The 26,133-nt window shown below is 34.0% G+C and carries 19 protein-coding genes and 1 tRNA gene; 10 read left to right on the top strand and 10 right to left on the bottom strand.

Going from position 1 to position 26,133, the window contains the following annotated elements:
• Positions 1 to 51: 51 nt before the first annotated feature.
• The 5 genes from BMW63_RS05120 to rplM all read right to left on the bottom strand — a co-directional run bounded on the left by BMW63_RS05120 (position 52) and on the right by rplM (position 3,509).
• On the bottom strand, positions 52 to 612 hold the full coding sequence (locus tag BMW63_RS05120; RefSeq protein ID WP_074721867.1) for a DNA-3-methyladenine glycosylase I: 561 nt from the start codon (positions 610 to 612) through the stop codon (positions 52 to 54).
• Between the two features lie 87 nt (positions 613 to 699).
• Entirely contained in the window at positions 700 to 1,524 is an 825-nt protein-coding gene (gene tsf, locus BMW63_RS05115; RefSeq protein ID WP_074721865.1) for a translation elongation factor Ts, read from the bottom strand.
• 138 nt (positions 1,525 to 1,662) lie between these two features.
• Positions 1,663 to 2,496, bottom strand: coding sequence for a 30S ribosomal protein S2 (rpsB, locus tag BMW63_RS05110; RefSeq protein ID WP_074721863.1), 834 nt, complete (start codon positions 2,494 to 2,496; stop codon positions 1,663 to 1,665).
• A 171-nt stretch (positions 2,497 to 2,667) separates the two neighbouring features.
• A complete protein-coding gene (gene rpsI / locus BMW63_RS05105; protein ID WP_074721861.1) occupies positions 2,668 to 3,054 on the bottom strand; it encodes a 30S ribosomal protein S9 in 387 nt (128 codons plus the stop codon).
• Complete coding sequence (rplM, locus tag BMW63_RS05100) at positions 3,054 to 3,509, bottom strand: 50S ribosomal protein L13 (protein ID WP_074721859.1); 456 nt, start codon at positions 3,507 to 3,509, stop codon at positions 3,054 to 3,056. Before rplM ends, rpsI begins: the two co-directional genes overlap by 1 nt.
• Positions 3,510 to 3,853: 344 nt before the next feature.
• On the opposite strand from rplM, the gene BMW63_RS05095 reads away from it, so the two are divergent.
• Entirely contained in the window at positions 3,854 to 4,879 is a 1,026-nt protein-coding gene (locus BMW63_RS05095) for a LacI family DNA-binding transcriptional regulator (RefSeq protein WP_074721857.1), read from the top strand.
• Between the two features lie 105 nt (positions 4,880 to 4,984).
• On the opposite strand, the gene polA is transcribed toward BMW63_RS05095, so the two are convergent.
• On the bottom strand, positions 4,985 to 7,825 hold the full coding sequence (polA, locus tag BMW63_RS05090; RefSeq protein ID WP_074721855.1) for a DNA polymerase I: 2,841 nt from the start codon (positions 7,823 to 7,825) through the stop codon (positions 4,985 to 4,987).
• A 348-nt stretch (positions 7,826 to 8,173) separates the two neighbouring features.
• Between polA and BMW63_RS05085 the strand changes: the two genes are divergently transcribed.
• From BMW63_RS05085 to BMW63_RS05075, 3 genes are all read left to right on the top strand, one after another.
• On the top strand, positions 8,174 to 9,661 hold the full coding sequence (locus tag BMW63_RS05085) for a hypothetical protein (protein WP_074722094.1): 1,488 nt from the start codon (positions 8,174 to 8,176) through the stop codon (positions 9,659 to 9,661).
• Between the two features lie 165 nt (positions 9,662 to 9,826).
• On the top strand, positions 9,827 to 11,062 hold the full coding sequence (locus BMW63_RS05080) for a metallophosphoesterase (RefSeq protein WP_074721853.1): 1,236 nt from the start codon (positions 9,827 to 9,829) through the stop codon (positions 11,060 to 11,062).
• Between the two features lie 75 nt (positions 11,063 to 11,137).
• Positions 11,138 to 11,434, top strand: coding sequence for a thioredoxin family protein (locus BMW63_RS05075; protein ID WP_074721851.1), 297 nt, complete (start codon positions 11,138 to 11,140; stop codon positions 11,432 to 11,434).
• 17 nt (positions 11,435 to 11,451) lie between these two features.
• Here BMW63_RS05075 and BMW63_RS05070 read toward each other — a convergent pair whose 3' ends face one another.
• The gene (locus tag BMW63_RS05070) at positions 11,452 to 12,099 is read right to left on the bottom strand and encodes a polysaccharide deacetylase family protein (RefSeq protein WP_074722092.1); all 648 of its coding nucleotides are present in this window, start codon (positions 12,097 to 12,099) and stop codon (positions 11,452 to 11,454) included.
• 90 nt (positions 12,100 to 12,189) lie between these two features.
• Positions 12,190 to 15,501: a glycosyltransferase family 117 protein gene (locus tag BMW63_RS05065; protein ID WP_074721849.1), complete on the bottom strand. Its 3,312-nt coding sequence runs from the start codon at positions 15,499 to 15,501 to the stop codon at positions 12,190 to 12,192.
• Positions 15,502 to 15,738: 237 nt separating this feature from the next.
• Between BMW63_RS05065 and BMW63_RS05060 the strand changes: the two genes are divergently transcribed.
• Positions 15,739 to 15,809: transfer RNA gene (locus BMW63_RS05060), tRNA-Gln, on the top strand.
• A gap of 101 nt (positions 15,810 to 15,910) precedes the next feature.
• On the opposite strand, the gene BMW63_RS05055 is transcribed toward BMW63_RS05060, so the two are convergent.
• On the bottom strand, positions 15,911 to 16,735 hold the full coding sequence (locus BMW63_RS05055) for a universal stress protein (protein ID WP_074721847.1): 825 nt from the start codon (positions 16,733 to 16,735) through the stop codon (positions 15,911 to 15,913).
• Positions 16,736 to 16,910: 175 nt separating this feature from the next.
• Here BMW63_RS05055 and rimP point away from each other — a divergent pair, with 175 nt between their 5' ends.
• The 4 genes from rimP (at position 16,911) to BMW63_RS05035 (ending at position 22,798) form a co-directional block, all read left to right on the top strand.
• Complete coding sequence (gene rimP, locus BMW63_RS05050) at positions 16,911 to 17,375, top strand: ribosome assembly cofactor RimP (RefSeq protein WP_074721845.1); 465 nt, start codon at positions 16,911 to 16,913, stop codon at positions 17,373 to 17,375.
• A 13-nt stretch (positions 17,376 to 17,388) separates the two neighbouring features.
• Entirely contained in the window at positions 17,389 to 18,642 is a 1,254-nt protein-coding gene (nusA, locus tag BMW63_RS05045) for a transcription termination factor NusA (protein ID WP_074721843.1), read from the top strand.
• 112 nt (positions 18,643 to 18,754) lie between these two features.
• Positions 18,755 to 21,634, top strand: coding sequence for a translation initiation factor IF-2 (gene infB / locus BMW63_RS05040; protein ID WP_074721841.1), 2,880 nt, complete (start codon positions 18,755 to 18,757; stop codon positions 21,632 to 21,634).
• A gap of 75 nt (positions 21,635 to 21,709) precedes the next feature.
• Complete coding sequence (locus BMW63_RS05035) at positions 21,710 to 22,798, top strand: hypothetical protein (RefSeq protein WP_074721839.1); 1,089 nt, start codon at positions 21,710 to 21,712, stop codon at positions 22,796 to 22,798.
• A 1,391-nt stretch (positions 22,799 to 24,189) separates the two neighbouring features.
• Here BMW63_RS05035 and BMW63_RS05030 read toward each other — a convergent pair.
• Complete coding sequence (locus tag BMW63_RS05030) at positions 24,190 to 24,579, bottom strand: SPOR domain-containing protein (RefSeq protein WP_074721837.1); 390 nt, start codon at positions 24,577 to 24,579, stop codon at positions 24,190 to 24,192.
• Positions 24,580 to 24,796: 217 nt separating this feature from the next.
• Between BMW63_RS05030 and BMW63_RS05025 the strand changes: the two genes are divergently transcribed.
• A complete protein-coding gene (locus BMW63_RS05025; RefSeq protein WP_074721835.1) occupies positions 24,797 to 26,116 on the top strand; it encodes a c-type cytochrome in 1,320 nt (439 codons plus the stop codon).
• Positions 26,117 to 26,133 lie beyond the last annotated feature (17 nt).

The following is a 26,133-nucleotide window of genomic DNA, read 5'->3' as shown; positions in this document are numbered from 1 at the left end:
GTTTTATTTGTGAAATAGCCAAATTGAAGTAGTGGATTTTATCTTTTTAAATTAGGCTTTTTTCCAGCAATTTTCAACGTGGTCGTCGACCATTCCCGTTGCTTGCATGAGTGCATAAATAACAGTGGAGCCTACAAATTTAAAGCTTCTTTTTTTTAAATCTTTACTTATTACGTCAGAAAGTGGGGTAGTTGCAGGAACGTCTTTAAGTGTTTTTGGGTTGTTGATGATTGTTTTTCCATCTGTAAAATTCCAAATGTATTTAGAAAAACTGCCAAATTCTTCTTGGATTTTTATAAAAGCTTGCGCATTAGTAACAGCCGAATAGACTTTTAGTTTGTTGCGAATAATCCCAGCGTCTTGTAATAAATCGAGAATTTTATCATCGTTATATTGAGCGATTTTTTTATAATTGAATTGGTCAAAAGCTTTGCGGAAATTTTCTCTTTTGTTTAGAATGGTAATCCAACTCAGTCCAGCTTGAAAGGTCTCTAGAATTAAAAACTCAAATAAGGTAGCGTCATCATAAACTGGAGTTCCCCATTCTTGATCGTGGTATTCTTTGTAAAGTGCACTAGATTGACACCAGCCACATCTTGATTTAGTTTCCATAATTTAGAGTTTAGAAATTCAAATATAAAAGAAAAATCCCATTTCAAATTGCTTCGAAATGGGATTTGATATGAAATATAGAATAAATTATCCTAAAGCAGCTCTTTTGAAACCTGTAACGATAAGATCTTTATCTAAAGATTTTACGTAGTTAGCCACGCTCAATTTGTTGTCTTTAATATAATCTTGGTTTACCAAGGTATTGTCTTTAAAGAAACGAGCTAGTTTCCCTTTAGCGATATTGTCTAACATTGCTTCTGGCTTACCTTCTTGACGCAAAAGATCTTTTGCGATTTCGATTTCTTTTTCGATAATTGCAGCATCTACACCTTCTTCGTTTAACGCGATAGGAGACATAGCAGCGGCTTGCATAGCAACGTTTCTTGAAACTTCTTCAGCACCAGCAGGAGCAGCAGATAAAGCTACCAAAGTAGCGATCTTGTTACCAGAGTGGATGTAAGACCCTACAAATGCACCTTCTAATTTCTCGAAAGTTCTAATTTCTAATTTTTCACCGATAACTCCAGTTTGCTCGATCAATTTATCAGCAACAGTTATTCCGTTGAAATCTGAAGCTAAAAATGCTTCTTTAGTATCAAAGTTCAATGCTTGATTAGCCATTTCAGTAGCCATTTTTACAAAACTTTCATTCATACCTACGAAGTCAGTTTCACAGTTTAATGTGATAACAACACCAGCAGTTTTGTCAGCATTTACAACAGCAATTGCAGCACCTTCAGTAGATTCTCTATCTGAACGGTTTGCAGCTACTTTTTGTCCTTTTTTACGTAGGTTTTCGATTGCTAATTCAAAATCACCATCAGCTTCTACTAATGCTTTTTTACAATCCATCATTCCAGCACCTGTAGCTGTTCTTAATTTATTTACGTCTGCAGCAGTTATTGTTGCCATGTTGTATTTTTTTATAAGGTTAAAAGTAAAAATTCCAATTCCTAAATCCCAAATTCCAATTTTATCAAATTATCAACTTATTGTTTCTAATTTTTATTCTGGAATTTGGAATTTAAAATTTGGAATTTAAATATTGTTTTATTCTTCAGTTGCTGGAGCTACTGTATCAGCAGCCGGAGCTACAGTCTCAGTTACTGCTGGAGCTGCTGTTTCAGTTGCTACTGGAGCTACTTTTTCAGCTGCTGGAGCCGCTTTTTCAGTTGCATCTGCGTCTTTATCAGAACCTCTATCAGAAAGTCCTTCAACAATTGCAGCTGTTACTAAAGTTAAAATTTTATCGATTGATTTAGAAGCATCATCATTTGATGGAATTACGAACTCTACTTCACGAGGATCAGAGTTAGTATCAACCATTGCAAAAACTGGAATGTTTAATTTTTGAGCTTCTTTTATTGCGATGTGTTCTGCTTTGATATCTACTACAAATAATGCAGCTGGTAATCTTGACATATCAGAAATTGAACCTAAATTTTTCTCTAATTTAGCACGAAGACGATCAACTTGTAAACGCTCTTTCTTAGAAAGGGTCATGAATGTACCATCTTTCTTCATTTTATCAATAGTAGCCATTTTTTTAACAGCTTTACGGATAGTCACGAAGTTAGTTAGCATTCCACCAGGCCATCTTTCAGTGATGTAAGGCATGTTTGCAGCTTTTGCTTTTTCAGCAACGATGTCTTTTGCTTGTTTTTTGGTAGCAACAAATAATATTTTTCTACCTGATGCAGCGATTTTTTTCAAAGCTTCATTAGCTTCTTCAATTTTTGCTGCAGTTTTATATAGATTGATAATGTGAATACCATTACGTTCCATATAAATGTAAGGAGCCATGTTTGGATCCCATTTTCTAGTCATGTGTCCGAAGTGAACACCTGCTTCTAGTAATTCTTTTACTTCTACTTTGTTTGACATTTTTTGTACTAGTTTACGTTCTGTTGATTAGCAATGTATGAATGGCGATTTCTCGGCTAAATACATTTAGATGCTAAACTAATTCCTACCTCGGTAGGCAACAACAACATTGTTTTAAATTCAATAATAAACTCAATAAGTCTTGAATAAATGTATTCAAGACAGGCAATATTAACGTTTCGAGAATTGAAATTTCTTACGAGCTTTCTTCTGACCGAATTTCTTACGTTCAACCATTCTTGGATCTCTTGTCAATAAACCTTCTGGTTTCAAGATAAGTCTGTTTTCAGGATTCACTTCACACATAACACGTGCTAATGCCATTCTTACAGCTTCTGCTTGTCCAGTTGAACCTCCTCCATAAACATTTACTTTTACATCAAAGTTAGTTGCATTTTCTGTCATAGACATTGGTTGCATAACTTTGTACTGTAAAGTAGCTGTTGGGAAGTAAGTTGCGAATTCTTTTTTGTTTACAGTGATTACTCCTGTTCCTTCCGAAACATAAACACGTGCAACAGCGGTTTTTCTTCTACCGATTTTGTGAATAACTCCCATTACTTAAGATCGTTAAGGTTAACTGTTCTCGGTTTTTGCGCACCTTGTTTGTGCTCTGAACCAACAACAACATTTAAATTTCTAAAAAGTTCAGCACCAATTTTATTCTTTGGTAACATTCCTTTTACAGCTTTTTCTACTAGTAATGCAGGGTTTTTTGATTGCAATACTTTAGCAGTTAAAGTTCTTTGACCTCCTGGGTAACCTGTGTGACGCATGTAAATTTTCTCGTCCATTTTGTTACCTGTAAGGTTGATTTTCTCTGAGTTGATAACAATTACGTTATCTCCACAGTCAACGTGCGGTGTGTAACTTGGTTTGTACTTACCTCTTAAAATCATAGCGACTTTTGAAGCAAGACGACCTAAGTTATGCCCATCAGCATCTACAACAATCCACTCCTTTGTAACGGTGGCTTTGCTTGCTGATTTTGTTTTGTAGCTTAATGCGTCCATAATATTATTTTAATTAAACATTCCATCCCCATTAAAGGGGATGCAAAAGTACAATTAATTATTTTAAATACAAATACCTTAAAAGAATAATTTTCACTCGTTTTGCCACTGATTATCAATCGTATATTTGATGCGGCATGTATTAGTTCTCTTTTGCAATTATACATTGTGGCGACTTTCTATTTTTATATTACTTTTGTTATCGAAATAATTTTTATATTGCGAAGTGGTAATGAAAGTTCATCAGCTAAAAAAAACAGCTATTCGCAATAAAAAAAACTATTATTTAGCAGGTTAAGATGGATTTCTCTTAAATTGCTTGTAAAGTTAACAACTACTTAATTATGAAAGTCAAAGCAACTCTAAAACAAATAGCGAAAGAACTTAACGTTTCTGTTTCTACAGTTTCAAAAGCACTTAATGATAGTCCTGAAATTAGTGATCAGACAAAAATTAAAATTAAGGAATATGCAAAGTTAAAAAACTATAAGCCCAATGTGATTGGTTTAAATCTTAAAAATCGAAAAACAAAAACAATAGGGGTTATTATACCCAATATTCTTAATTCTTTTTTTGCCAAAGTATTTAGCGGTATTGAAAAAGTAGCAGATGAAAAAGGATACAACGTTATTATGTGTATTTCTAATGAATCCATGGACAAGGAAGCGCATACTTTAGAAATGTTGAGTAATGGTACGATAGACGGATTTATTTTATCAGTGTCTGAAGAAGCGCAAAAACTGCATGAATACAATCACTTTTCGGCAATTATCAATGATGGCACTCCTATCGTTATGTTTGATAGAACTGCGGATGGTATTGAATGTGACAAAGTGATTGTTGACGACTTTGATTCGGCGTTAAATTCTACGCAGCGATTAATCGATTTGGGATGCAAAAATATTGCTTTGTTGTCCTCGGTAGATAATTTGAGTGTGGGAAAATTAAGAGCTGAGGGGTATTTGAAAGCTTTAAAGGATAATAATATGCCAATAAATGAATATATAATTCTTCGTACAGATTCAGAAGAAGATTTGAAAAGTAAAATTGATGCTGTTTTTGATAATAATGCCATTGATGGTGTTTTTGCCTTAGAGGAAAATGACTCTGTCGCGGCTTTAAAAATGGGCTTAAAAAAGGGATACAAAATCCCTGAAGAACTTTCTATAATTGGTTTTGCTGACGGGATATTAGCTTCAAGACGATTGACGCCAAGTTTAACGACCATAAGTCAGCACGGTGTAGAAATTGGAGAAGTAGCTGCTAAATTACTTATTGACAGATTAGAATCGAAAGAGGAACACATTCCTTATGAAACGGTGGTGATAAAAACGAAACTTAAAGAAAGAGAGTCTACCAGAAAAGGGTAGTTATAAGTAAGGATATTTAAAACATAAAAAAAAAGTCCATTTGAAAGTTTAATTTTCAGATGGACTTTTTTATTTTAAACGCTATTGAGTTTTAATTTTTAACGTCTAATGCGCTTCTAGCCAATCTTTACCCATTCCTAATTCTACAGTTAAAGGTACGTCAAGTTTAAATGCATTTTCCATTTCGTGCTTAATCATCGGTTGGATTTTTTCTAATTCACTGTTGTGTGCATCAAACACAAGTTCATCATGAACCTGTAGTAGTATCTTACTTTTCCAGTTTTCTGAAGTTAGTTTTTTATGGATGTTGATCATGGCAATCTTAATAATATCAGCTGCGCTTCCTTGTATCGGGGCATTTACTGCATTTCGTTCTGCGCCGCCACGCACCATGGCGTTTTGAGAATTAATGTCTTTTAAATAGCGACGACGTCCCAGGATTGTTTGTACATAGCCGTTTTCGCGTGCAAATTCAATTTGCTCTTGAATATAAGATTTCAATCGGGGATAGGTTTTGTAATAGGCTTCTATCAAGGCGGCACTTTCGCTTCTTGACAATGAAGTTTGATTGCTCAGTCCAAAAGCCGAAACCCCGTATATAATTCCGAAGTTTACTGTTTTTGCGTGACTTCGTTGCTCACGAGTGACTTCTTCTAAAGGAACATCAAATACTTTTGAAGCTGTAGATTTATGAATGTCTTCGTTATTTAGAAAAGCTTTTATCATGTTTTCCTCTCCACTCAGTGCAGCAATGATGCGCAATTCAATTTGAGAGTAATCGGCAGAGATTAAAGTGTAATTTTCGTCTCTGGCTACAAATGCTTTTCTAATTTGCCTTCCTCTTTCTGTACGAATGGGGATATTTTGAAGATTTGGATTATTAGAACTCAAACGACCCGTTGCGGCTACAGTTTGCATATAATCCGTATGAATGCGACCGGTGATTTTGTCTACTTGGTTGGGTAAAGCATCAACATACGTGTTTTGCAGTTTTATTAGTTGTCGCCAATTCAAGATGTCTTTCACAATTGGATTATCATTGGCTAAATAACTCAGTACTTCTTCACCTGTGGCGTATTGGCCAGTTTTGGTTTTCTTTTGTTTGGCTCCGCCAATTTTTAGTTTGTCAAATAAAACTTCACCCAGTTGTTTTGGTGAAGCTAAATTAAAGGAATGGCCGGCGGTTTCGTAAATGTTTTTTTCCAATGATTTAATATCATTGTCCAATTCTTTAGAAAGTGATTTTAGAAAATCGACGTCCACACGGATACCTTCCTTTTCCATATCGGCCAATACTTTTACTAACGGAATCTCAATTTCGTCAAAAAGCTTTTTGGTTTCTGTTTTGTCTAACTCAGCGGTAAATATTTCTTTTAATTGGAGTGTTACATCTGCATCTTCAGCAGCGTATTCTTTTATTTCCTCTAATGCGACTTCGCGCATCGACTTTTGGTTTTTTCCTTTTTTTCCAATTAAGTCTTCAATAGGCTTTGGGGAATATTTCAAATAAGTTTCGGCCAGAATATCCATATTATGGCGCATATCTGGATTGATCAGATAATGAGCAATCATGGTGTCGAATAATTTTCCTTCTACAGTAATGTCATAGTTGGAAAGTATTTTTAAATCATATTTTAGATTTTGTCCAATTTTCTCAATGTTCTCATTTTCGAAAAAAGGAATAAACTTTTCTATCAGCGCTTTTGCCTCATCCTGATTTTCTGGAAATGGAACATAAAATCCTTTTCCTTTTTCGAAGGAGAAAGAAATTCCCACTAATTCAGCATGCAAGGCATCTAGTCCGGTAGTTTCCGTGTCAAAGCAAACAGAAGTTTGTTTTAATAAATTTTGCAACAATAATTTTAGCCCTAAATCTCCTTGAATAATCTGATAAGAATGTTCGGTATCGGCTAAGGTGTTGTAGTATTTATGGTGGGTTTCTTCAGAAGATTCATCAGAAATTGCACTACCAAAAAGATCAAACTGGTCATCGTTGTTTTGTTGGGCTTTTTTGGGTTGGTCGGAATCATCAGTAGGCTTGCTTGCAGTTGCTGTTCCTCCTTTTTTAAATATAGCGTCAAATTGTTCTGCCATTCTTCTAAATTCTAGCTCATTAAAAAGCGCGTCTGTTTTTTCGACATCTGGAGTTGATAACTCATAATCCTTTTCGTCAAAAACAACTGGGCAATCAAGAAGAATAGTCGCTAAAGTTTTCGATAAAATACCTTTCTCTTTATTGGCCTCAATATTCTCCTTCATTTTTCCTTTTAGCTTGTCTGTATTAGCCAAAAGGTTTTCCATTGATCCGTATTCTTTCAAGAATTTCTTAGCGGTAACTTCTCCCACACCAGGTAATCCGGGAATGTTGTCTGCTGCGTCGCCCATCATTCCTAGAAAGTCAATTACTTGTTCCGGTCTCTCAATTTGGAATTTTTCCAATACTTCTGGAACCCCCCATATTTCTATACCATTACCCATTCGGGCTGGTTTGTACATGAATATATTTTCAGAAACTAGTTGCGCAAAATCCTTGTCAGGAGTGACCATAAAGACTTTATAGTTCTCTTTTTCTGCTTGTTTTGCAATAGTTCCTATCAAATCATCGGCTTCATAGCCTTTGACTTCTATAATAGGAATGTGCATAGCTTTCAATAAGGATTGAATGTATGGAACGGCAATCTTAATGGCTTCAGGGGTTGCATCACGATTTGCTTTATATTCTGGGAATATCTCATTTCTTAATTGGCTTCCGCCATTATCAAAAGCAACTGCCAAATGATCTGGTTTTTCTCTTTTGATAACATCCATCAAGGAGTTCATAAAACCCATAATGGCCGAAGTATCCATTCCTTTAGAATTGATTCTTGGGTTTTTTATAAAAGCGTAGTACCCGCGGAAAATTAAAGCATAAGCATCGAGTAGAAAGAGACGTTTTTGTTCTGACATAATTGTGATTTTGTAAAGATTTCAAAAGTACAAAACTTAAAAGATAAAGATGGAACGGATTTTAATATTTCTAAAAATCGATATGGTAATTTCATGATTTTGAAATTTTTTAGCAAGCAAATAATATTTGTAGGGCGTTTTTTACTTTCATTCTTGAAACAGATTTGGTTTAAAATCAGACAGTTATTTTTTGTAGTACTTAGATTATAAATTAATTAATTTTAACGTTTTGAGTTAAATAAATATGCGTTTTGTCGACGTAATGTGTATTTGGTCGATATATTGTATATGTTTGTAAAGTGGTTTTATGCCTCGTCGGGCTTAGATATAAATTATAAGATGCATGTTATGAAAAACAATTACTCTGCTAAAAAGGTATTACTAGCCTCAATGTTATTTTTTATTGTAATAACTACAAATATGTTTGGTCAAGTAGGTATTGGAACAACAAGTCCAAGTGCATCTTCTATGTTAGATATAACATCTACAACACAAGGATTGTTGACGCCAAGAATGACAACCGTACAGAAAATTGCAATTGCTTCTCCTTCTAATGGATTAATGGTTTATGATACTGATTTAAAACTTTTCTCTTACTATGATCTGCCAGCAGCTACATGGATTAATAGTGCGCAAGGGAGAAGTAAATTTAAAAGAATAAAATCCACAGACGTTTTAGCAACTGTTCTTGCTGCCGAAAAAACAGCTGGAGGCGGCACAAAATACGTTTTAGACTCTCAAACTTTATACGAAATAAATGGTACGGTCATGGTTGATTTACCTATTGAGTTAAATAATGCTTATGTGGTAGGATTAGATTCTAGTGATGATAAATTAGTTAAATCATCAGGAGATTTATTTGTAGGTACAACAGGAGGTTCTATAAGAGTATTAACTTTGGTTGCTACTGCAGGTAATGTTTTTAATATTATAGGTACAGGTTCAATTGGTGCAGGCACGCAGACTCAAAACTTAATTTTAAGAGATGGTATTATTGCAAGTTCCTCAAATGTAGGTAAAATCGAAAATTTTGCCTTAGTATTTGTTAGTATTGTACAGTTTGCTGGTAATACAACTGGAATTGTTTATAAGGACATCAGTAAGTTGTTATTGAGTAATATGGGTTGGTTCGGGAATAATAGTGGGACCTACGAGACGTTCCAAGGAACTTTTGGACTATTAGCAAAAACAGGAGGGTTTAGTGAAGTAGTAGGTGCGAAAATTGGTGTTGATGTTTCTTCAAATCCTACAATTTCAGGTGATGGAATGATGAGTGAAGTAGTTTTTACAGGAACTTTAACTACCGGACAATATGTAAAAGGATATACAACTGGAAGTTATGTAGGTTATAATTTTAATAATAAATGGGTTATTACTTGTCCGGGGATACCTGTTGAAGGGGATGCGGTAGCAGTAGGGGATGCTAGTAACGATTTGGGAGTAGGTACCGGTTCTTCAACTACACTAAACACAAGTACTGCAACCAAATTAACAGGGGCAACAGTATCAAACAACTTGTATCGGTTTTCTAGGGGAGGTGTTGATAATAGATTACAATACTTTGGTAATAAAAAAAGATATTTTAAAATAAGTGGAGCTTCCTCTTTTCAGGCTAGTGCAAATTCAACAATATATATATTTTACATTGCAAAAAATGGGGTAGTAATCAATCAATCGAAGGTTTATGTAAGTTCTAATTCAACGTCTGACGTGCTTGCGGTACCTTTTCAATCAATTGTTGAGCTGGCCCCTAATGACTATGTCGAGGTTTTTGCGCAACGATTTAATGGTACTGGTAATATATTGACAGTATCTATGAATCTTATAGTAAATTGAAGTACTTGGTTTAGTTAGCAAGAAAGGTTAGTGTGGTTGAACATACTAACCTTTTTTGTTTTTCCTGTTATTAAATTATGACTTTATTGTTTTTAGTTAAATTTTGATTAATATCAAGAGATCCTATGTTCTTAATTTGTTATTTTGTCAATAAAAATAATTATAATGATTTTTCGTATCGTGTTTTTAAGTCTCGTCCTTATTATAATAGAGCTTTATGCATTTCAAGCATTAAGAACATTAATTAAGCTAAAATGGGTTTTAGTATCTTATCAGATTATTAGTGTATTGGTTTTTATATTTATTGTTTATTCTGTTATGCAATTTGATCGCTCTGTGGGCCAAACGAAGCAGACGATGTTTACAATGGGTTTAGTGCTTTTAGTTTATGTTCCTAAAATGGTATTGACTCTAGTATTACTTGGAGAAGATCTATTTAGATTAGGTACCGGATCCATAAATTATTTTATAGAAAATAATGATAAAGCAGCCTTTTTTGCCTCGAGAAGAAAATTTGTAAGTCAGGTTGGGCTAGGATTAGCAGCAGTCCCATTTATGTCTTTAATATATGGAATAACCATTGGGAGGTATAATTATAAAGTAATAAAACAACGCATCTTTTTCCCAGATTTGCCAGATGCTTTTGATGGTTTTACCATTACACAAATATCAGATGTTCACAGTGGTAGTTTTGATAATCCAGAGAAGATTAATTATGCAATCGATTTGGTAAATGAACAAAATTCTGATATGATTTTGTTTACCGGTGATATTGTCAACACAGATGCTAAGGAAATGCATCCTTGGTTAGAAACCTTCAATAGAATTAAAAAACACGAGTACGGTAAGTATTCTGTTCTTGGAAATCACGATTATGGTGAGTATGTTACTTGGCCGACAGAGGCGGCTAAAGAAGACAATTTTCAGGCGATAAAAAATCTTTATGGACAAATTGATTTTAAGTTATTATTGAATGAGCATACCTATATAGAGAAAGGCAATGATAAAATTGCATTAATAGGAGTGGAGAATTGGGGGCAAAATTTTAAAAAAGCGGGTGATATTAATTTGGCTTCACAAGGGGTGCATCAAGATGATTTTAAAATCTTAATGAGCCATGATCCAAGTCATTGGGATTACGAAATCAAAAACCATGAAAAGAATTTTCACTTAACACTCTCTGGTCATACGCACGGTATGCAATTTGGAATTGAAATTCCAGGTTATTTTAAGTGGAGTTTAGCTCAATACGTTTATACGCAATGGGCTGGTTTGTATGAAAACCTAGGAAGATATGTTTATGTAAATAGAGGATTTGGCTTTCACGCTTATCCTGGCAGGGTTGGAATAATGCCCGAAATTACGGTCATTGAACTAAAAAAAGGTAAGAATGTAGCATAATTAGTTAAAAATGCTACATTTGTACTTTAATGTCTGTTTTTTTAAGTAGATTTAAAAATTAAATTCGTTGGTTTTATGTCAAAATTTGGAGAACTTATAAGCGCACAAGTGCCTGTGTTGTTAGATTTTTACACAGATTGGAATGAGTCATCTGTTTCTATGCATCCTGTAATAAGAGATGTGGCAGCAGCCCTTGGCGACAAGGCAAAGGTTATTAAGATTGATGTCGATAAAAATCAGCAATTAGCTGATGCTTTAAGAATTAAAGGGCTTCCTACTTTAATGATTTATAAGGAAGGTCAAATGATTTGGAGACAATCAGGTGAGCTAGATGCTAATACTCTTATCAGTATAGTACAAGAGCAATTGTAATACTTTTTCTTCTGTTGTCATATAACTTCACATCTGAAGTTGTTTTTATCTAAATAATCTAAGACTTTTGGCAGTGTATATTCTAGGTTTTTGAATGCTTTTACACTGTCATGAAATACAATTATACTTCCTGGTTTTATATTCGATGTGACATTTTTTAAACATCTTTCTTTTGTGATTGTTTGATCAAAATCAGCACTTAGAACATCCCACATAATTATTTTGTACCCTTTGTTTTTTAATTTTTTTGCTTGTATGGATTTAATTTTTCCATAGGGAGGGCGAAAGAGTTTAGAGGCTGAGTTACTGGTTCCAATTGTGTGGTTTTTAATCGAATTAGCACAAAGTGAAACATTGGCGCTATAGTCATCTGAGGAAGTTTGCCATCCGTTTAAATGATTGAAAGTGTGATTGCCTATAGCATGTTTCTTCTGTATTAATTTTTCAAAAATAGAGCGGTGGGCTTCAATGTTTTTTCCAATGCAGAAAAAAGTTGCTTTGGCGTTGTACAAATCTAGCTGTTCCATAACCCATTCCGTAATTTCTGGAGTGGGGCCGTCATCAAATGTCAAGTAAACTTTATTTTCAGTATTTGGCAAGTCCCATATATAGTGAGAGAATAATTTCTTGATTAGTGAATGTGTTTTAATCCAGTAAAAACTCATCTTGGTATTTGTTTGTATCAAAATTAAAAAAAAATGCAGCAAAATTTCTAAATTTTGCTGCATTTTTTAAAAGATATTTATGGGGCTACTTTATTCTCTTTCTCGTCCGAAACGTTCGAACATTTGAATATAAGTATTAAATACAGTTCTATTTTTATTATAGAAATTCAAGTCTCCATTTTCTTTCATTACTTGCAATAAGCTTCTGTAGCGTTCAAGGTCTGTGATAATATCAACAGCTAAGCTTGATTGTTCTGAAGAGCTTAATTTACTGTAGTAATTAAGGTTGTCTTTGTATTTTGCCATTAATTTTTCTAAGAGATCTTGTGCTTTGGCTTTTTCACCCACTTGGTAATACCCTTTTGTAAAAGGTTCTACTAAGGAGTAATAGCCAAATTTATCCAATGGCATTTTTGTCATAGACAATTCAATAATCTTTTTTGCCTTATCGAATTTTCTTTCTACAATCAATTGATCCATTAATCGAGCAAGATTTGTTCTGTATGTAATACTCTCGCGTCTCGTTTCAGGGTCATGGTAAATTTTGTCGCTATCGCTATTACCCCAATCCCATTTCATAACATTGTTGTACATTTTGTCAGAATCAATTTGTCCCATGTCTAATGGGCTACCATCTTTAGGGATTGCATTTTTTACAGGAACTAATTTATAGACCATTCCGTCGAGTTGCAGGTAGTTTTTCATCCAGATGTAGTCATCATCATCAAAAGAACCAGCGCTAAAGTAGATGGGTCTTTTCCAATCGTTGTTGGCTACGATATCAAGCATCATTAATCGGTTTTTATACAAAGCGTTCCCTTTGATGTCGATGTCAATATAAGGTACAATTGAGTCATAATATTTAGGTGCAACTACCTTGTTTTGTATGATTGCATTTTTATCAACAGGAATTCTGATTTTATTAGTTGGATAAAAATGAATCGTTTGTCCGTTTTGCATACCAACAGTAGATTTTGGATTTTTAATGAAGTCCATTAAATCTTTGACGTCCCATCTGCTTTCTGTTTTTGGAATGTGCGCAACGTAATCCAATTTGTCCCCTACATACTGATCATGGGTAAAAGAGATTGGTAATGGTTCAGCTTCGTATGTTTTCATTTTCATTTGGTCGATATACCAATCGGTCATAAAAAGACTAGTATTTACAATTTTAACGTCAGTCCTTACGTGTTCTATTTCCTGTGCGTACCACAATGGGAAAGTGTCATTGTCACCTATGGTAAATAGAATTGCATTAGGATCACAGGAGTTAAGATATGCTTTTGCCATTGCAGTTGCCGTATATTTTCCTGAACGGTCATGATCGTCCCAATTTTGGGACGCCATAAGCACAGGAGCTGCTAATATGCTTGCAGCAATAATTATTGGCCCTGCTATTTTTGGGGCTAAATATTTTTGGGCACTTTCATAAAGCGCATACACTCCAAATCCTATCCAAATCGCGAAAACATAAAAAGAACCCACTAAGGCATAATCGCGCTCTCGTGGTTCAAAAGGTCTTTCATTTAGATAGATTTTTAAAGCAATACCAGTGAATAAGAATAAAGTCAATAAGACGTAGAAGCTTTTGCGGTCTTTAGTGGCATGATACATTAATCCGATAAGTCCCAAAAGGAATGGGAGAAAGTAATAGGTATTACGTCCTTTGTTCTGTAGGACATCAGCGGGTAAATTATCTTGTGAGCCTAGGTGTAACTCATCCATAAATTTTATGCCGCTAATCCAGTTTCCGTCTAGACTATCGTATCTTCCTTGGTTGTCATTTTGACGTCCAACAAAGTTCCACATCAAGTACCTCCAATACATATAGCCAAACTGGTATTCGAACATAAAACTCAAATTGTCTACTGTTGTTGGTTTTTCTATTATCAAATAGTCTCCGTAACTTTTTAGGAATTTTACATAGCCATCATTGTCGATCTGCTTTTGAGCGTAGGCAGTTCTAAACTCTGTAACCGTTTTTCTGATTTCATTCTTTAATTGCCCAATCGCTTTATTATAGTCTTCTTCAGACAATTGATTTACATCAATTCCGTATTTGGCTAAGTCTTCTTCATAAGGGTAATCAGGATTTAGTTCGAATTCAGGAGCATCTGTAAAGTTCATATAATTAGCTATATGATCGGTACTCCACATTCTAGGCAAAATCGTTTTGTGATTGTCATCGCTATTTTGCACAGCATTTTTAAAATTATTTACAATTTCATATTTCCCAGTTTTATAATTTCTTTCGTAGTTGGGAGCTTTGTCAAGATATGGGTTGTTTTTGTCTAAACCTGCAAAAACTTCGGTGTACTGAGGGCCGTAAAACAAAGGGTTAGACCCATATTGTTCTCTATTGTAATAAGCGAGTACCTCACGTGCATCTGACGGTTTGTTTTCATTGATGTTCACATTGGCATTAGCACGAATAGGTAACATCGTCCAGGTTGAAAATCCAATTAAGACGAACAGAATACATAAAATCAACGTATTGTAGGTTACAAGACCTTTGTTGTTAGTGTATTTCAGGCCGAAATAAAATGCGGCCGCAAGAAGGACAGTAACTAGAATAGTTCCAGAGTCAAAAGGCATTCCTAAGGCATTAACCGTAAAAACCTCTGTTGACGCAAAGAAAGACATCGTTAATGGTAGAAGTAGTTTGAATATAAATAACAGTATGGAAATAACTACAACATTAGCAATGATGAAGTTTTTTATAGTAACTGTTTTGTAATGCTTAAAGAAATACAATAGTCCGATTGAAGGAATTGTTAAAAGGGCCATAAAGTGCACTCCAAATGACAGTCCAATTACTAGTGAAATGATCAATAACCATCGATTTCCTCTTGGTGAATCCATGTCTTGTTCCCAGCGTAAACCCAGCCAAAAAAGTAAGGATATTAAAAGAGAGGCCATAGCGTAAACTTCAGCTTCTACAGCATTGTACCAAAAACTATCAGAATAAGTATAGGCCAAAGCGCCAACAAAGGAGCTCCCTAGAATTACAATAGCGTTACTTGTGTTTAATTGTGTTGTCTCGTCTTCTTTTAGATTTGGTTCCGTTGTTCTCGAAATTAATTTTTTCAAGATCATCGATGAAGACCAAAATAAGAATAAAATAGTAAAGGCACTTGAAACGACAGAAGTCATATTCACCATTAAGGCGATATGTTCGTTGTCAGAAGCAAACATTGCAAAGAAGGCACCAATCATTTGGAACAATGGTGCTCCTGGAGGATGGCCTACTTCAAGTTTTGCTGCGGTAGCGATATATTCTCCGCAATCCCAGAAACTCATTGTGGGTTCAACCGTAAGGGTATAAGTTATTAATGCGATGACAAATGTAAACCAACCTATGATCGTATTCCATTTATTGAAATTGAATGGCGCCTTATTCATGTATTGAAATTTAGTTATATTTTAAGTTACAAAGAAAATGTTTTTTTATTTAAGGCAGGAAAGATTATCGAAAATTTCTGTCAAACTATTTATTTTGGTAACATATTGGTTTTTAGTAATTTTCAATTTGAAGGTGATTTGATTTGATTTTTTTTGTGTATTTTTTGAATAAAAAGTTCAAAAAAGTTTGCACAACCTGAATTTTATTATAAATTTGCACTCGCTAAGCAGCACTGATGGTCTATGGTGTAATGGTAACACAACTGTTTTTGGTGCAGTCGTTCAAGGTTCGAGTCCTTGTAGACCAACAAAAGCCTCTCAATATGAGAGGCTTTTTTTTTGGAGTAATTTTAAACTCCGGAAATCACATTTTGTCCAGTTTGAAAGCGCTGTCTAAAATAAAGTGACTTTATATTTTGAAAGTGACTACGGGTCTTATCGCATGGTTTACTAAGTCTTCGCCAATGCTTCCTGTGAAAAAGTGAGCTAAGCCTGTTCTTCCGTGGGTGCATAGTCCTATCAAATCAGCATTTATAGTTTTAGAGAAGTTAATGATTCCTTTTTCGATATTTACGTCATTATAAATATGAGTGGAGTAGTTAGTAATTTTAAAATCGGCTATGAAATCATTCATTATTTTTTCTGAAAGGGCAGTTGATTTGAAACTATTGGGGGTGCAAATCATTACTAAGTTTAATTTTGCATCAAATATTTTGCTAAAGGCAATCATTTTTTCGAATGGTTTTTTTATTTCTTTGGAAAAATCCGATGCGAAAACAAAGTTGGTTCCTTTCAATTCGGTGGAGTCTTTTTTAATTACCAGCACCGGAACTTCTGAGAGTCGAACTACTTTTTCTGTATTTGAGCCAATTAATATTTCTTCGATACCAGAAACTCCATGAGACCCCATGACTATTAAATCTGTTTTGTGCTCACTACTAAAGGATAGGATTCCGTCAAATGCTTTTTCAAATTTCACAAATTCAGTTACTTGTATTCCTTTTAGATAGTCATTGTCTTTTAATTTTAGGAGCGTTTCGTTTGCTTTCTTAATGAATAGCATCACTTCAGGGATGCTTGCGGCTCCTGTTATAGCGTCATTCATTTGATTTGGAATTTCTAACATATGGAGTAGAAGTATTTCAGAATTGCTTTTTTTTGCAATTTGTGCGGCGACTTTTAATGCGTTTTCTGCATGTGCTGAAAAATCGGTTGGGACTAAAATTCGTTTCATGAATAAATGGATTAAATTAGGAGAAAATTCTTGATTTTCTTGCTTGTATAAAGATAAGAATTATTTTAACAGCATTCAATCAATTAAATTTATAAAAAAAACACTATATTTGCACCGTTATTTATTAAAATCTAGATAATGAGGGGACTAAATGTCCCCTCTTTTTATAAAAAATATGACATTTAAAGAAAAAGTAAATTTATTGTTGACTGAAGCTCTTGTAGAAAAGCCATCGCTTTTCTTGATAGACCTTACCATCACTGATGCTTTTAAGGTTATTATAACTTTAGACGATGACAATGGTGTGGTATTACAGGACTGTATCGATATCAGTCGCATGATAGATGCTAGTTTAGACAGAGAAGAGCAGGATTATTCTATGGAAGTGGCCTCAGCAGGGGTTTCTTCTCCATTGAAAAAGATCAGACAATACAAGAAAAATATAGGTAGAACATTGATTGTGAAAACTAATACAGAAAATATTGAAGCAGAATTAGTGGAAGCTAATGATGATTTTGTAATTTTGTCGTGGAAAGCAAGAGAACCTAAAAAGATAGGTAAAGGTAAAGAGACAGTTGAAAAGACGCTACAAATCCCTTACGCAGATATAAAAGAAGCAATTGTTACAGTAACATTTTAATTAAAGGATTCGCATGGAAAATTTAGCATTAATCGATTCATTCTCAGAGTTTAAAGATGATAAACTTATTGATCGTGTAACGCTTATGGCAATTTTGGAAGATGTATTTAGAAATGCATTGAAGAAAAAATACGGTTCAGATGATAATTTCGATATTATTATAAATCCTGATAAAGGAGATATGGAAATTTGGAGACGAAGAGTTATTGTTGCGGACGAAGATTTAGATTTTGAAAACGAAGAAATTACTTTAACAGAGGCAAGAAAAATTGAAGCCGATTTTGAAATTGGTGAAGAAGTTTCTGAAGAAGTAAAATTAATAGATTTAGGAAGAAGAGCTATTTTGGCTTTACGCCAAAACCTTATTTCTAAAATACATGAACACGACAATACAAATCTTTACAAACAATTCAAGGATTTAATTGGAGAGATTTATACTGCTGAGGTGCATCACGTGAGACCTAGAGTTGTAATTTTGGTGGATGATGAAGGAAATGAAATTGTTTTACCAAAAGAAAAGCAAATTCAATCTGATTTTTTCCGTAAAGGAGATAACGTTCGTGGGATAATTGAAAGCGTTGAATTAAAAGGAAACAAACCTCAAATTATTATGTCTAGAACTTCTGAGAAGTTTTTAGAGAAATTGTTTGAACAAGAAATTCCTGAAGTTTTTGACGGTTTAATTATGGTTAAAAATGTAGTGAGAATCCCAGGTGAAAAAGCAAAAGTAGCTGTAGAAACTTATGACGATAGAATTGATCCAGTAGGTGCCTGTGTAGGTATGAAGGGATCGCGTATTCACGGAATTGTTCGTGAATTAGGAAATGAAAATATAGATGTTATTAATTATACAAGTAACATTCAATTATATATTACAAGAGCGCTAAGTCCTGCAAAAGTATCTTCAATTAAGATAAATGAAGAAACTAAAAGAGCAGAGGTTTTCTTGAAATTAGAAGAAGTTTCAAAAGCGATTGGTAGAGGTGGACACAACATTAGATTAGCTGGTCTTTTGACAGGTTATGAGTTAGATGTTATTCGTGAAGGAGATGTTGCTGGCGCAACTGCCGATGAAGATGATGTTGAATTAACAGAATTTTCAGATGAAATCGAAAGCTGGGTTATTGAGGAATTTGCGAAAATTGGTTTAGATACTGCAAAAAGTATCTTAAAACAAGACGTAGAGGATTTAGTAAGAAGAACAGACCTAGAAGAGGAAACGATTCTAGATGTAATGAGAATATTGAAAGAAGAGTTTGATAGTTAGTCAATGAATCTTCAACGATAAACATGCCGCTTTACAATTAATTCTTGCTCGATAGATATCGAGTTAGGAGTAAAGCGAGGAATAACAAAAAAGGTAATAATAAAAAGGTTTTATGTCTGAAGAGAGAATTATTAGAATAAACAAAGTTTTAAGGGAATTGAATATTTCTTTGGAAAGAGCTGTGGATTATCTAAAAGATAAAGGGATTGCTATTGAAGCAAACCCAAACACAAAAATTTCTAATGATGTATACAATGTCTTGTGCGGTCAATTTGCGGGTGACAGAGGTAAAAAAGAGGCTTCAAAAGAAGTAGGAGAAGAGAAAAAGAAAGAGAAAGAGGCTTTACGTGTTGAGAGAGAAAAAGAAATCGAAGACAAGCGTAAGCACGACGAAGAGATTCTTAAAAAACAACAAGAAGTTGTAAAAGCGAGAGCTGTTATAGCGGGACCTGTTCAAGTAGGGAAAATTGATCTTAATCCTAAAAAAGCGGCTGCTGCTCCAGTACCAGTTACGCGAACTCCTGAGGCCCGTCCTGTTGTTGCTGAAAAAATTGAAGTGCCTAAAGCTAAAACTTCGACAGAAAAACCAGTTGTAAAAGAAACGGTTGAGGAAAAAGTTGTTTCTGACAAAAAAGAGGTGAAAGCCGTTGTCGAAACTAAGGAGCCAGTAAAGGAACCAGTAAAAGGAGATAAAAAAGTTGTTGTTTCGGAAGAAAAGGCAGCTCCAAAAACGGATGAAGCTCCGGTTGAGGAAGCTATTACAACTCAATATCAGAAATTATCGGGTACTAAATTAACTGGTCAAACTATTGATTTGTCTCAGTTTAATAAGCCGAAGAAGAAAAAAGAAGAGCCAAAAATCACTCCAAATAAGCCAGGCGCTGCCGGTGCTGCTGGAGCGGCTAATAAAAATAAACGCAAGAGAATTGCTCCTAAACCAGGTACACCTAGAGTTCCAGGTGCTCCAAATCCTAATAAGATTACGCCAAATACTGGCGGAGGCGGTGGTTTTAACGCGAATAGAAGTTCAAGACCTGGATTCGTAAGAGGAAATAGACCTGCAATTGTAGCAAAAGTGGAGCCTACGGAAGAGGAAGTAAAAAACCAAATTCGTGAAACTTTAGAAAAACTTCAAGGTAAAAAAGGAGGTAAATCTAAGGCAGCTAAATACAGAAGAGACAAAAGAGATACGCACCGTCAGAAATCTGATGATGAGCAAAGAGCAATAGAAGAAGGAAGTAAAACCATTAAGGTTACAGAGTTCGTAACTGTTGGTGAAATTGCCATCATGATGGATGTGCCTATTACAAAAGTGATAGGTACTTGTATGTCTCTTGGAATCATGGTAACCATGAATCAACGTCTTGATGCAGAAACGTTAACAATTGTAGCGGATGAATTTGGGTATGAAGTTGAATTTATCACTGTAGATATTGAGGATTCTATAACTGTTGTTGAAGATAGGGAGGAAGATTTAGTTTTTAGAGCGCCTATTGTTACTGTAATGGGTCACGTCGATCACGGTAAAACATCTTTGCTGGATTATATCCGTAAGGAAAATGTTATCGCTGGTGAATCAGGAGGTATTACGCAGCACATCGGTGCATACGGAGTAACTTTAGATAATGGTCAAAAAATTGCTTTCTTAGATACACCAGGTCACGAGGCGTTTACTGCGATGCGTGCACGTGGTGCTCAAGTAACAGATATTGCTATTATTGTAATTGCTGCAGATGATGATATCATGCCGCAAACTAAAGAGGCTATAAGTCATGCTCAGGCAGCAGGAGTGCCAATTATATTCGCTATCAATAAAATAGATAAACCAAATTCAAATCCTGAAAAAATTAAAGAGAAATTAGCAGGTATGAATTTACTTGTAGAAGACTGGGGTGGTAAATTCCAATCTCATGATATCTCAGCAAAAGTGGGTACAGGTGTAAAAGAATTGTTGGAAAAAGTTTTATTAGAAGCAGAAATTTTAGATTTAAAATCGAATCCTAATAAAGAGGCACAAGGAACAGTAGTTGAAGCCTTTTTAGATAAAGGTAAAGGATATGTTTCTACTATATTAGTTCAACATGGTACTCTTAAAGTTGGAGATTATATGTTGGCTGGTAAACATCATGGTAAAATTAAAGCCATGCATGATGAAAGAGGTAATATTGTTACCATTGCAGGTCCTTCTACTCCAGTATCGGTGTTAGGTCTTGATGGTGCAGCAACAGCGGGTGACAAGTTCAATGTATTCGAAGACGAAAAAGAAGCAAAACAAATTGCATCTAAACGTTCTCAATTAATGCGTGAACAATCTGTTCGTACACAGCGTCATATTACATTGGATGAAATTGGTCGTCGTATTGCTTTAGGTCAATTTAAAGAATTGAACGTGATCCTTAAAGGAGATGTTGATGGTTCTGTTGAAGCATTATCTGATTCGTTTTCTAAATTATCTACTGAAGAAATTCAAATTAACATTATACATAAAGGTGTTGGAGCGATTACTGAAACTGACGTTATGTTGGCTTCTGCTTCAGATGCGATCATTATCGGATTTAATGTTCGTCCTGCAGGTAATGCAAGACAGCTTGCTGATAAAGAAGAAATCGATATCCGTTACTATTCTATTATCTATGCAGCAATCGATGACTTGAAAGATGCAATGGAAGGAATGCTAGCTCCTGAGATGAAGGAAGAAATTCTAGGTACTGCCGAAATTAGAGAGATATTTAAAATCTCTAAAGTGGGATCAATCGCAGGTTGTATGGTTATGGATGGCAAAATAGCTAGAAATGCTAAAATTAGAATTATTCGTGATGGTGTTGTAGTCCACTCAGGTGAGCTTAGTGCTTTGAAACGTTTCAAGGATGATGTTAAAGAAGTAGCTAAAGGTTACGATTGTGGTATCCAAATTAAAGGGTATAATGACATTGAAGAAAGAGATGTTATTGAAGCGTACCATGAAGTAGCAATCAAAAAGAAATTGAAATAAAACTCAATTACTTATATAATTTAAAAATCCCGATTCTTCGGGATTTTTTTTATTTTAGACTTAAATTATTTATTTATGAAAGCACTTTTGATGTCTCTTTGTTTGTTGTTTTGTTTATCGATTAATGCGCAAAATGATAGTCATTATTTAATATCTCTTGAGAAGGACAGTAATAAGGAAATTGAAAGCGATTTTTATATTAACAATATTTACGATGGGAGACAATTCAAAGAAGATATTGGAATTGCGCAAAAATCTATTACGAATTCTAAAGTTCCGGTAAACTTTAAAAGGCCTTTTGTAGATGAGTTGGCTAGTTTCTTAGCAGTGATTTATCCAAAAAAACAGGGTAAGAAACCAATATCTATTCGAGTCAATGAAATTTTTGTTTCTGAAGTAACCACGTCCAATCAAGAGACTGGTTATGCGACTGTTGTTTTGGATATAATTGATAGAAAAGAGAATAAGGATTATATTATCGGAACATATACTTCAACAATTTCAGAGGTAGGTTTTGATGTTACTGCTAAACATGATGAATGTGTCATTTTGGCTATTAAAAACTGTTTTGATGATTATAAAAAGTCAAATGAAACTTATAAAATACCCGTTGAATTCGATTCCAGTGCAGCACTTGATTCTACAGATAATTTTGATTTAAGTAAAAAGGGGGTTTATGTAAATTTTAATGACCTTAATACTGGGGAGGTTTTAGATTTAGATGATTATCGGATAACTAAATATAAGGAGGGGAATTGTCTTTTGAATAGTCGTAACGGAAGAGTCGAAACTAAATTCTTTGGTTTCAGTGATGGGCTTAGTTTTTATATAAATTCATCTAGATTTTCAACTGTGAGATTTTATTTTAAAACTGAAATAATGGGGGATTATTATTTTATTAATGAAGTTAGTTGTAATACGGTCGATTTTGCTGCAATAAGAAGTTCCTTTGGATTATTAGGGATGTTGTTAACTCTTGATCCATCTGAATTATCCGTTCCTTTACTTCTTGATAGGATAACGGGTAACCCGATTTTTTTGACTAATAAATATATTATTAACATGCTTTCTTCCGATAAAGAATTGCTAAAAGAATATAGAAAATCAGAACGAACAGTCGTGGATAAAAAACGTATTTATAAAAAGTATTTTAATGTTATATAAATTTTTTAGTGAGTTGTTTTTAGAGAATTATTAGTGTTTGTTTTTTATCAAAGAATATATTCGAATGATATTACGTGTTTTACTTAGTGCCGCTCATAATTTTTATGCTAAACGGTTCATACTTTAGTCAAGATGATTTTAGTGATTAATCACATTCAGTAGACGAGATGTATATTTTAAAAATAGAGGTAGGAAATTAATCAATTTGCTAGAGAGAATAACATAAGGTGTTTTACCGGTTAATCTAGATCAAGTTTTAATTTTATAATGTTAGTTGTTTCTTGTTCAAAACAAAAGTAAGTTAATTCTTATATATTATGTGGTATAAAAAAGGAGAAAAATGATCCGATATAAACAAATCATTATATTTTATTCTCAAAAAATTTTAAGCAGGAAATATGTTTAATGAAGTCATTTTAGATTTTCCATTCTTATAGAAAAAGTAGCAATATTAAAGAATATAATCTATTTTTTAATCATACTTTAGGTTAAAAAGTAGCAATTAATGTTTTTTTAAAGGATCATATTTATTTTTTTTTTTAAAAATAAATTTGAAAAGGAGTACAAAAAATTAGATAGAAAGCAGTTATTTCATAGGTAGGGTTTTCAAATTACTGATCAAAAACGGATTTATTAAATACTAAACTAGTAGTAATTAATAATTTATTGGATGGCTTTTTTCCTTTATAAAAATGTTTACGAAATAACCTTGATAATTATTTATGGGCCTTATTATAGTAGTGATTTGATATGTAAATCTAACTATTGAATAGATAGCATAAATAGGGCGGGCCAGTTCGATATGTCGACAATTTTAGTGCAGATTTACAATCTGTGCCCACAGACAAGGATATTGAGAGCTTTCTTAAAGTAGAAGCCACTTCATTACGAAGTGGCTTTAGTGCTTTTATTTATAATTTTAAATCTTTTAAAGAAAGTCTGAAGTCCTTAGATAGTATATATAACTTTTGTGGCTGGTTTGTAAATCTGGTATTCTGATAGGAAATGGTTTCTAATTAATACAAGACTTTATTAAAGATGGTGTATTATGCGAATGTCATAGGCTTGGTGCTCTTAACAACTAACAAACAAAGCATATAAAATAAGGAGCTGCTCAAACTGGATTTTTGTTTTTAAGAACTAATTGAGTTGTGAAATATGCCAAGAATAATAATGATTTTTGTTGTTGTCATTGATTTGTTAATGCCTGCCATAAGGAAATTTCACGGTGACTCGAATATGTCGACAACGGTAGTTCAAATTTGCAATTCGAGGGATCACACGACGCAGTACAAGCGGATTAAAAAGAAGAAACCACTTCATTTCGAAGTGGTTTTAGTGTTTTATTTAGTTGTTGTGACTTTCGTAAGCAGAACGTTTATCTATTCTTTTTATTTCTGCGGTTTTATTAAATAAGCGTTTTCGTACTTTCTACGAATTTCGATTAAATTGCGTTCTGCTTCGATCTTAGTTCTAAAGTTGCCGATCCAAACTTTATAATTAGGAGTGTTGAATACTATTGTGCCATCGAGATCTGCAAAATCTTGTTTGCAATCGTTTAATGTCTTTTTTGCTTTATCATTATCGCCACTGAAGACTTGAATTTTATAGCGCTCATTTACAGCTATTGAAGCATTTATTTTTCTTTTTTCATTTAATAGTTGCTCAAATTTAGGATCTTGAGAAATGGTAAGGTTTCGGTCTTGTGCTTTTAAATTACTGGATAGTACACTCAGTATAAAGGAGTAATAAAAGATATTTTTTATTGTAATAATTCTCATAACGTTGTGGTTTTTAGGCAAAAATAGTATTTAATGGATGAATGGAAAGCATAATTATTATTTAGAATAGTTATAAATTGAAATTAAGATTATTTTAAGGTTTTGAGAATAGTTTCTAAGTCGTATTTTTGTCGAAGTTTAAAATAAAGGAACAGTTTTTATATATGTGTTTATAGAAAAAACTGTGCCAATTTTTAGTAGATAATCATTATACTTTATGAAAAAGGTGGGTAACCATAATTCGAACTCAAGGAAACTATTTTTAAGCTTAGCTTTGATGCTAACTGTTTCCTTAACTTCATTTGCGCAAGATGCTGTTCCAGCTGCCGCAACTGAAGCTCCAGTAGCCGCTCAAGGTGGTGACCCGGTAAAGGGTAAAGAACTTTTTAATTCAAATTGTGCTGCATGTCATAAGCTTGATGTTAAGGCAACTGGTCCGGCTCTTAGGGGTATTGCTGCTAAGTATGATATGCCTTGGTTGTACAAGTGGATTAATAATAGTGCTGAGCTTATTAAGTCAGGGGATGCAAAGGCTGTAAAAGTCTATGAAGAGAATAATAAGGTCGCTATGACTGCTTTTCCTACGCTGTCGGAAGGTGATATTGATAACATTATCGCTTACACTTCTGAAGTGAAGGCTGAAGCTCCTGCTGCAGTTCCTGGCGCTGTTGTTGCTGGCGGTTCTGATCAAGGAGCTGTGTCTAATAATATAATTTTAGGTGCTCTTGCTCTTGTTATGGCTATGTTAGTGGTCATGTTATTCTTGGTGAATAACGTTTTAAGAAAAGTAGCTAAAGTAAATGGTATAGAGGTAGCGTCAAAAACGCCTACTACTCCTATTTGGAAAGCGTTTGCCAAAAATCAATTCTTAGTATTAGTTACTGCTATATTTTTATTGTTGGCTAGTGCGTATTTTGTTTATGGTTTTTTAATGCAGGTGGGGGTAGATCAAAACTACGAACCAATTCAGCCGATACATTATTCTCATAGAATTCACGCTGGTGATAATGAGATTAATTGTAAATACTGTCACTCTGCGGCTAGAGTTAGTAAAAATGCAGGAATTCCTTCTTTGAATGTTTGTATGAACTGTCATAAAAACATTGCTGAAGTTGCTGAAAGTACTGCTACGCCAGAATACAGCAAGGCATTTTACGATGAGCAAATCCAAAAATTATATACGGCAGTGGGTTGGGATAAATCAACTCAGTCTTATACTGGAAAAACACAACCTGTAAAATGGGTTCGTATTCATAACTTACCTGATTTCGTTTATTTCAATCACTCTCAACACGTTACTGTTGCCGGGATCGAATGTCAGACATGTCACGGTCCGGTTCAGACTTATGAGATTCAAAAGCAATTTGCTCCTTTGACAATGGGTTGGTGTATTAACTGTCATAGAGTAACTGATGTTAAGATGAAAGGAAATGAATATTACACAAAAATTCATGATGAACTTTCTAAAAAATACGGTGTTGACAAGCTGACTGCAGCGCAAATGGGTGGATTAGAGTGTGGTAAATGTCACTATTAATCAAATTATTAAGATTT

Source organism: Flavobacterium frigoris (genome assembly GCF_900111075.1).
GTDB classification, from domain to species: Bacteria; Bacteroidota; Bacteroidia; order Flavobacteriales; family Flavobacteriaceae; genus Flavobacterium; species Flavobacterium frigoris.
This window is presented reverse-complemented; position numbering and strand designations above follow the sequence as displayed.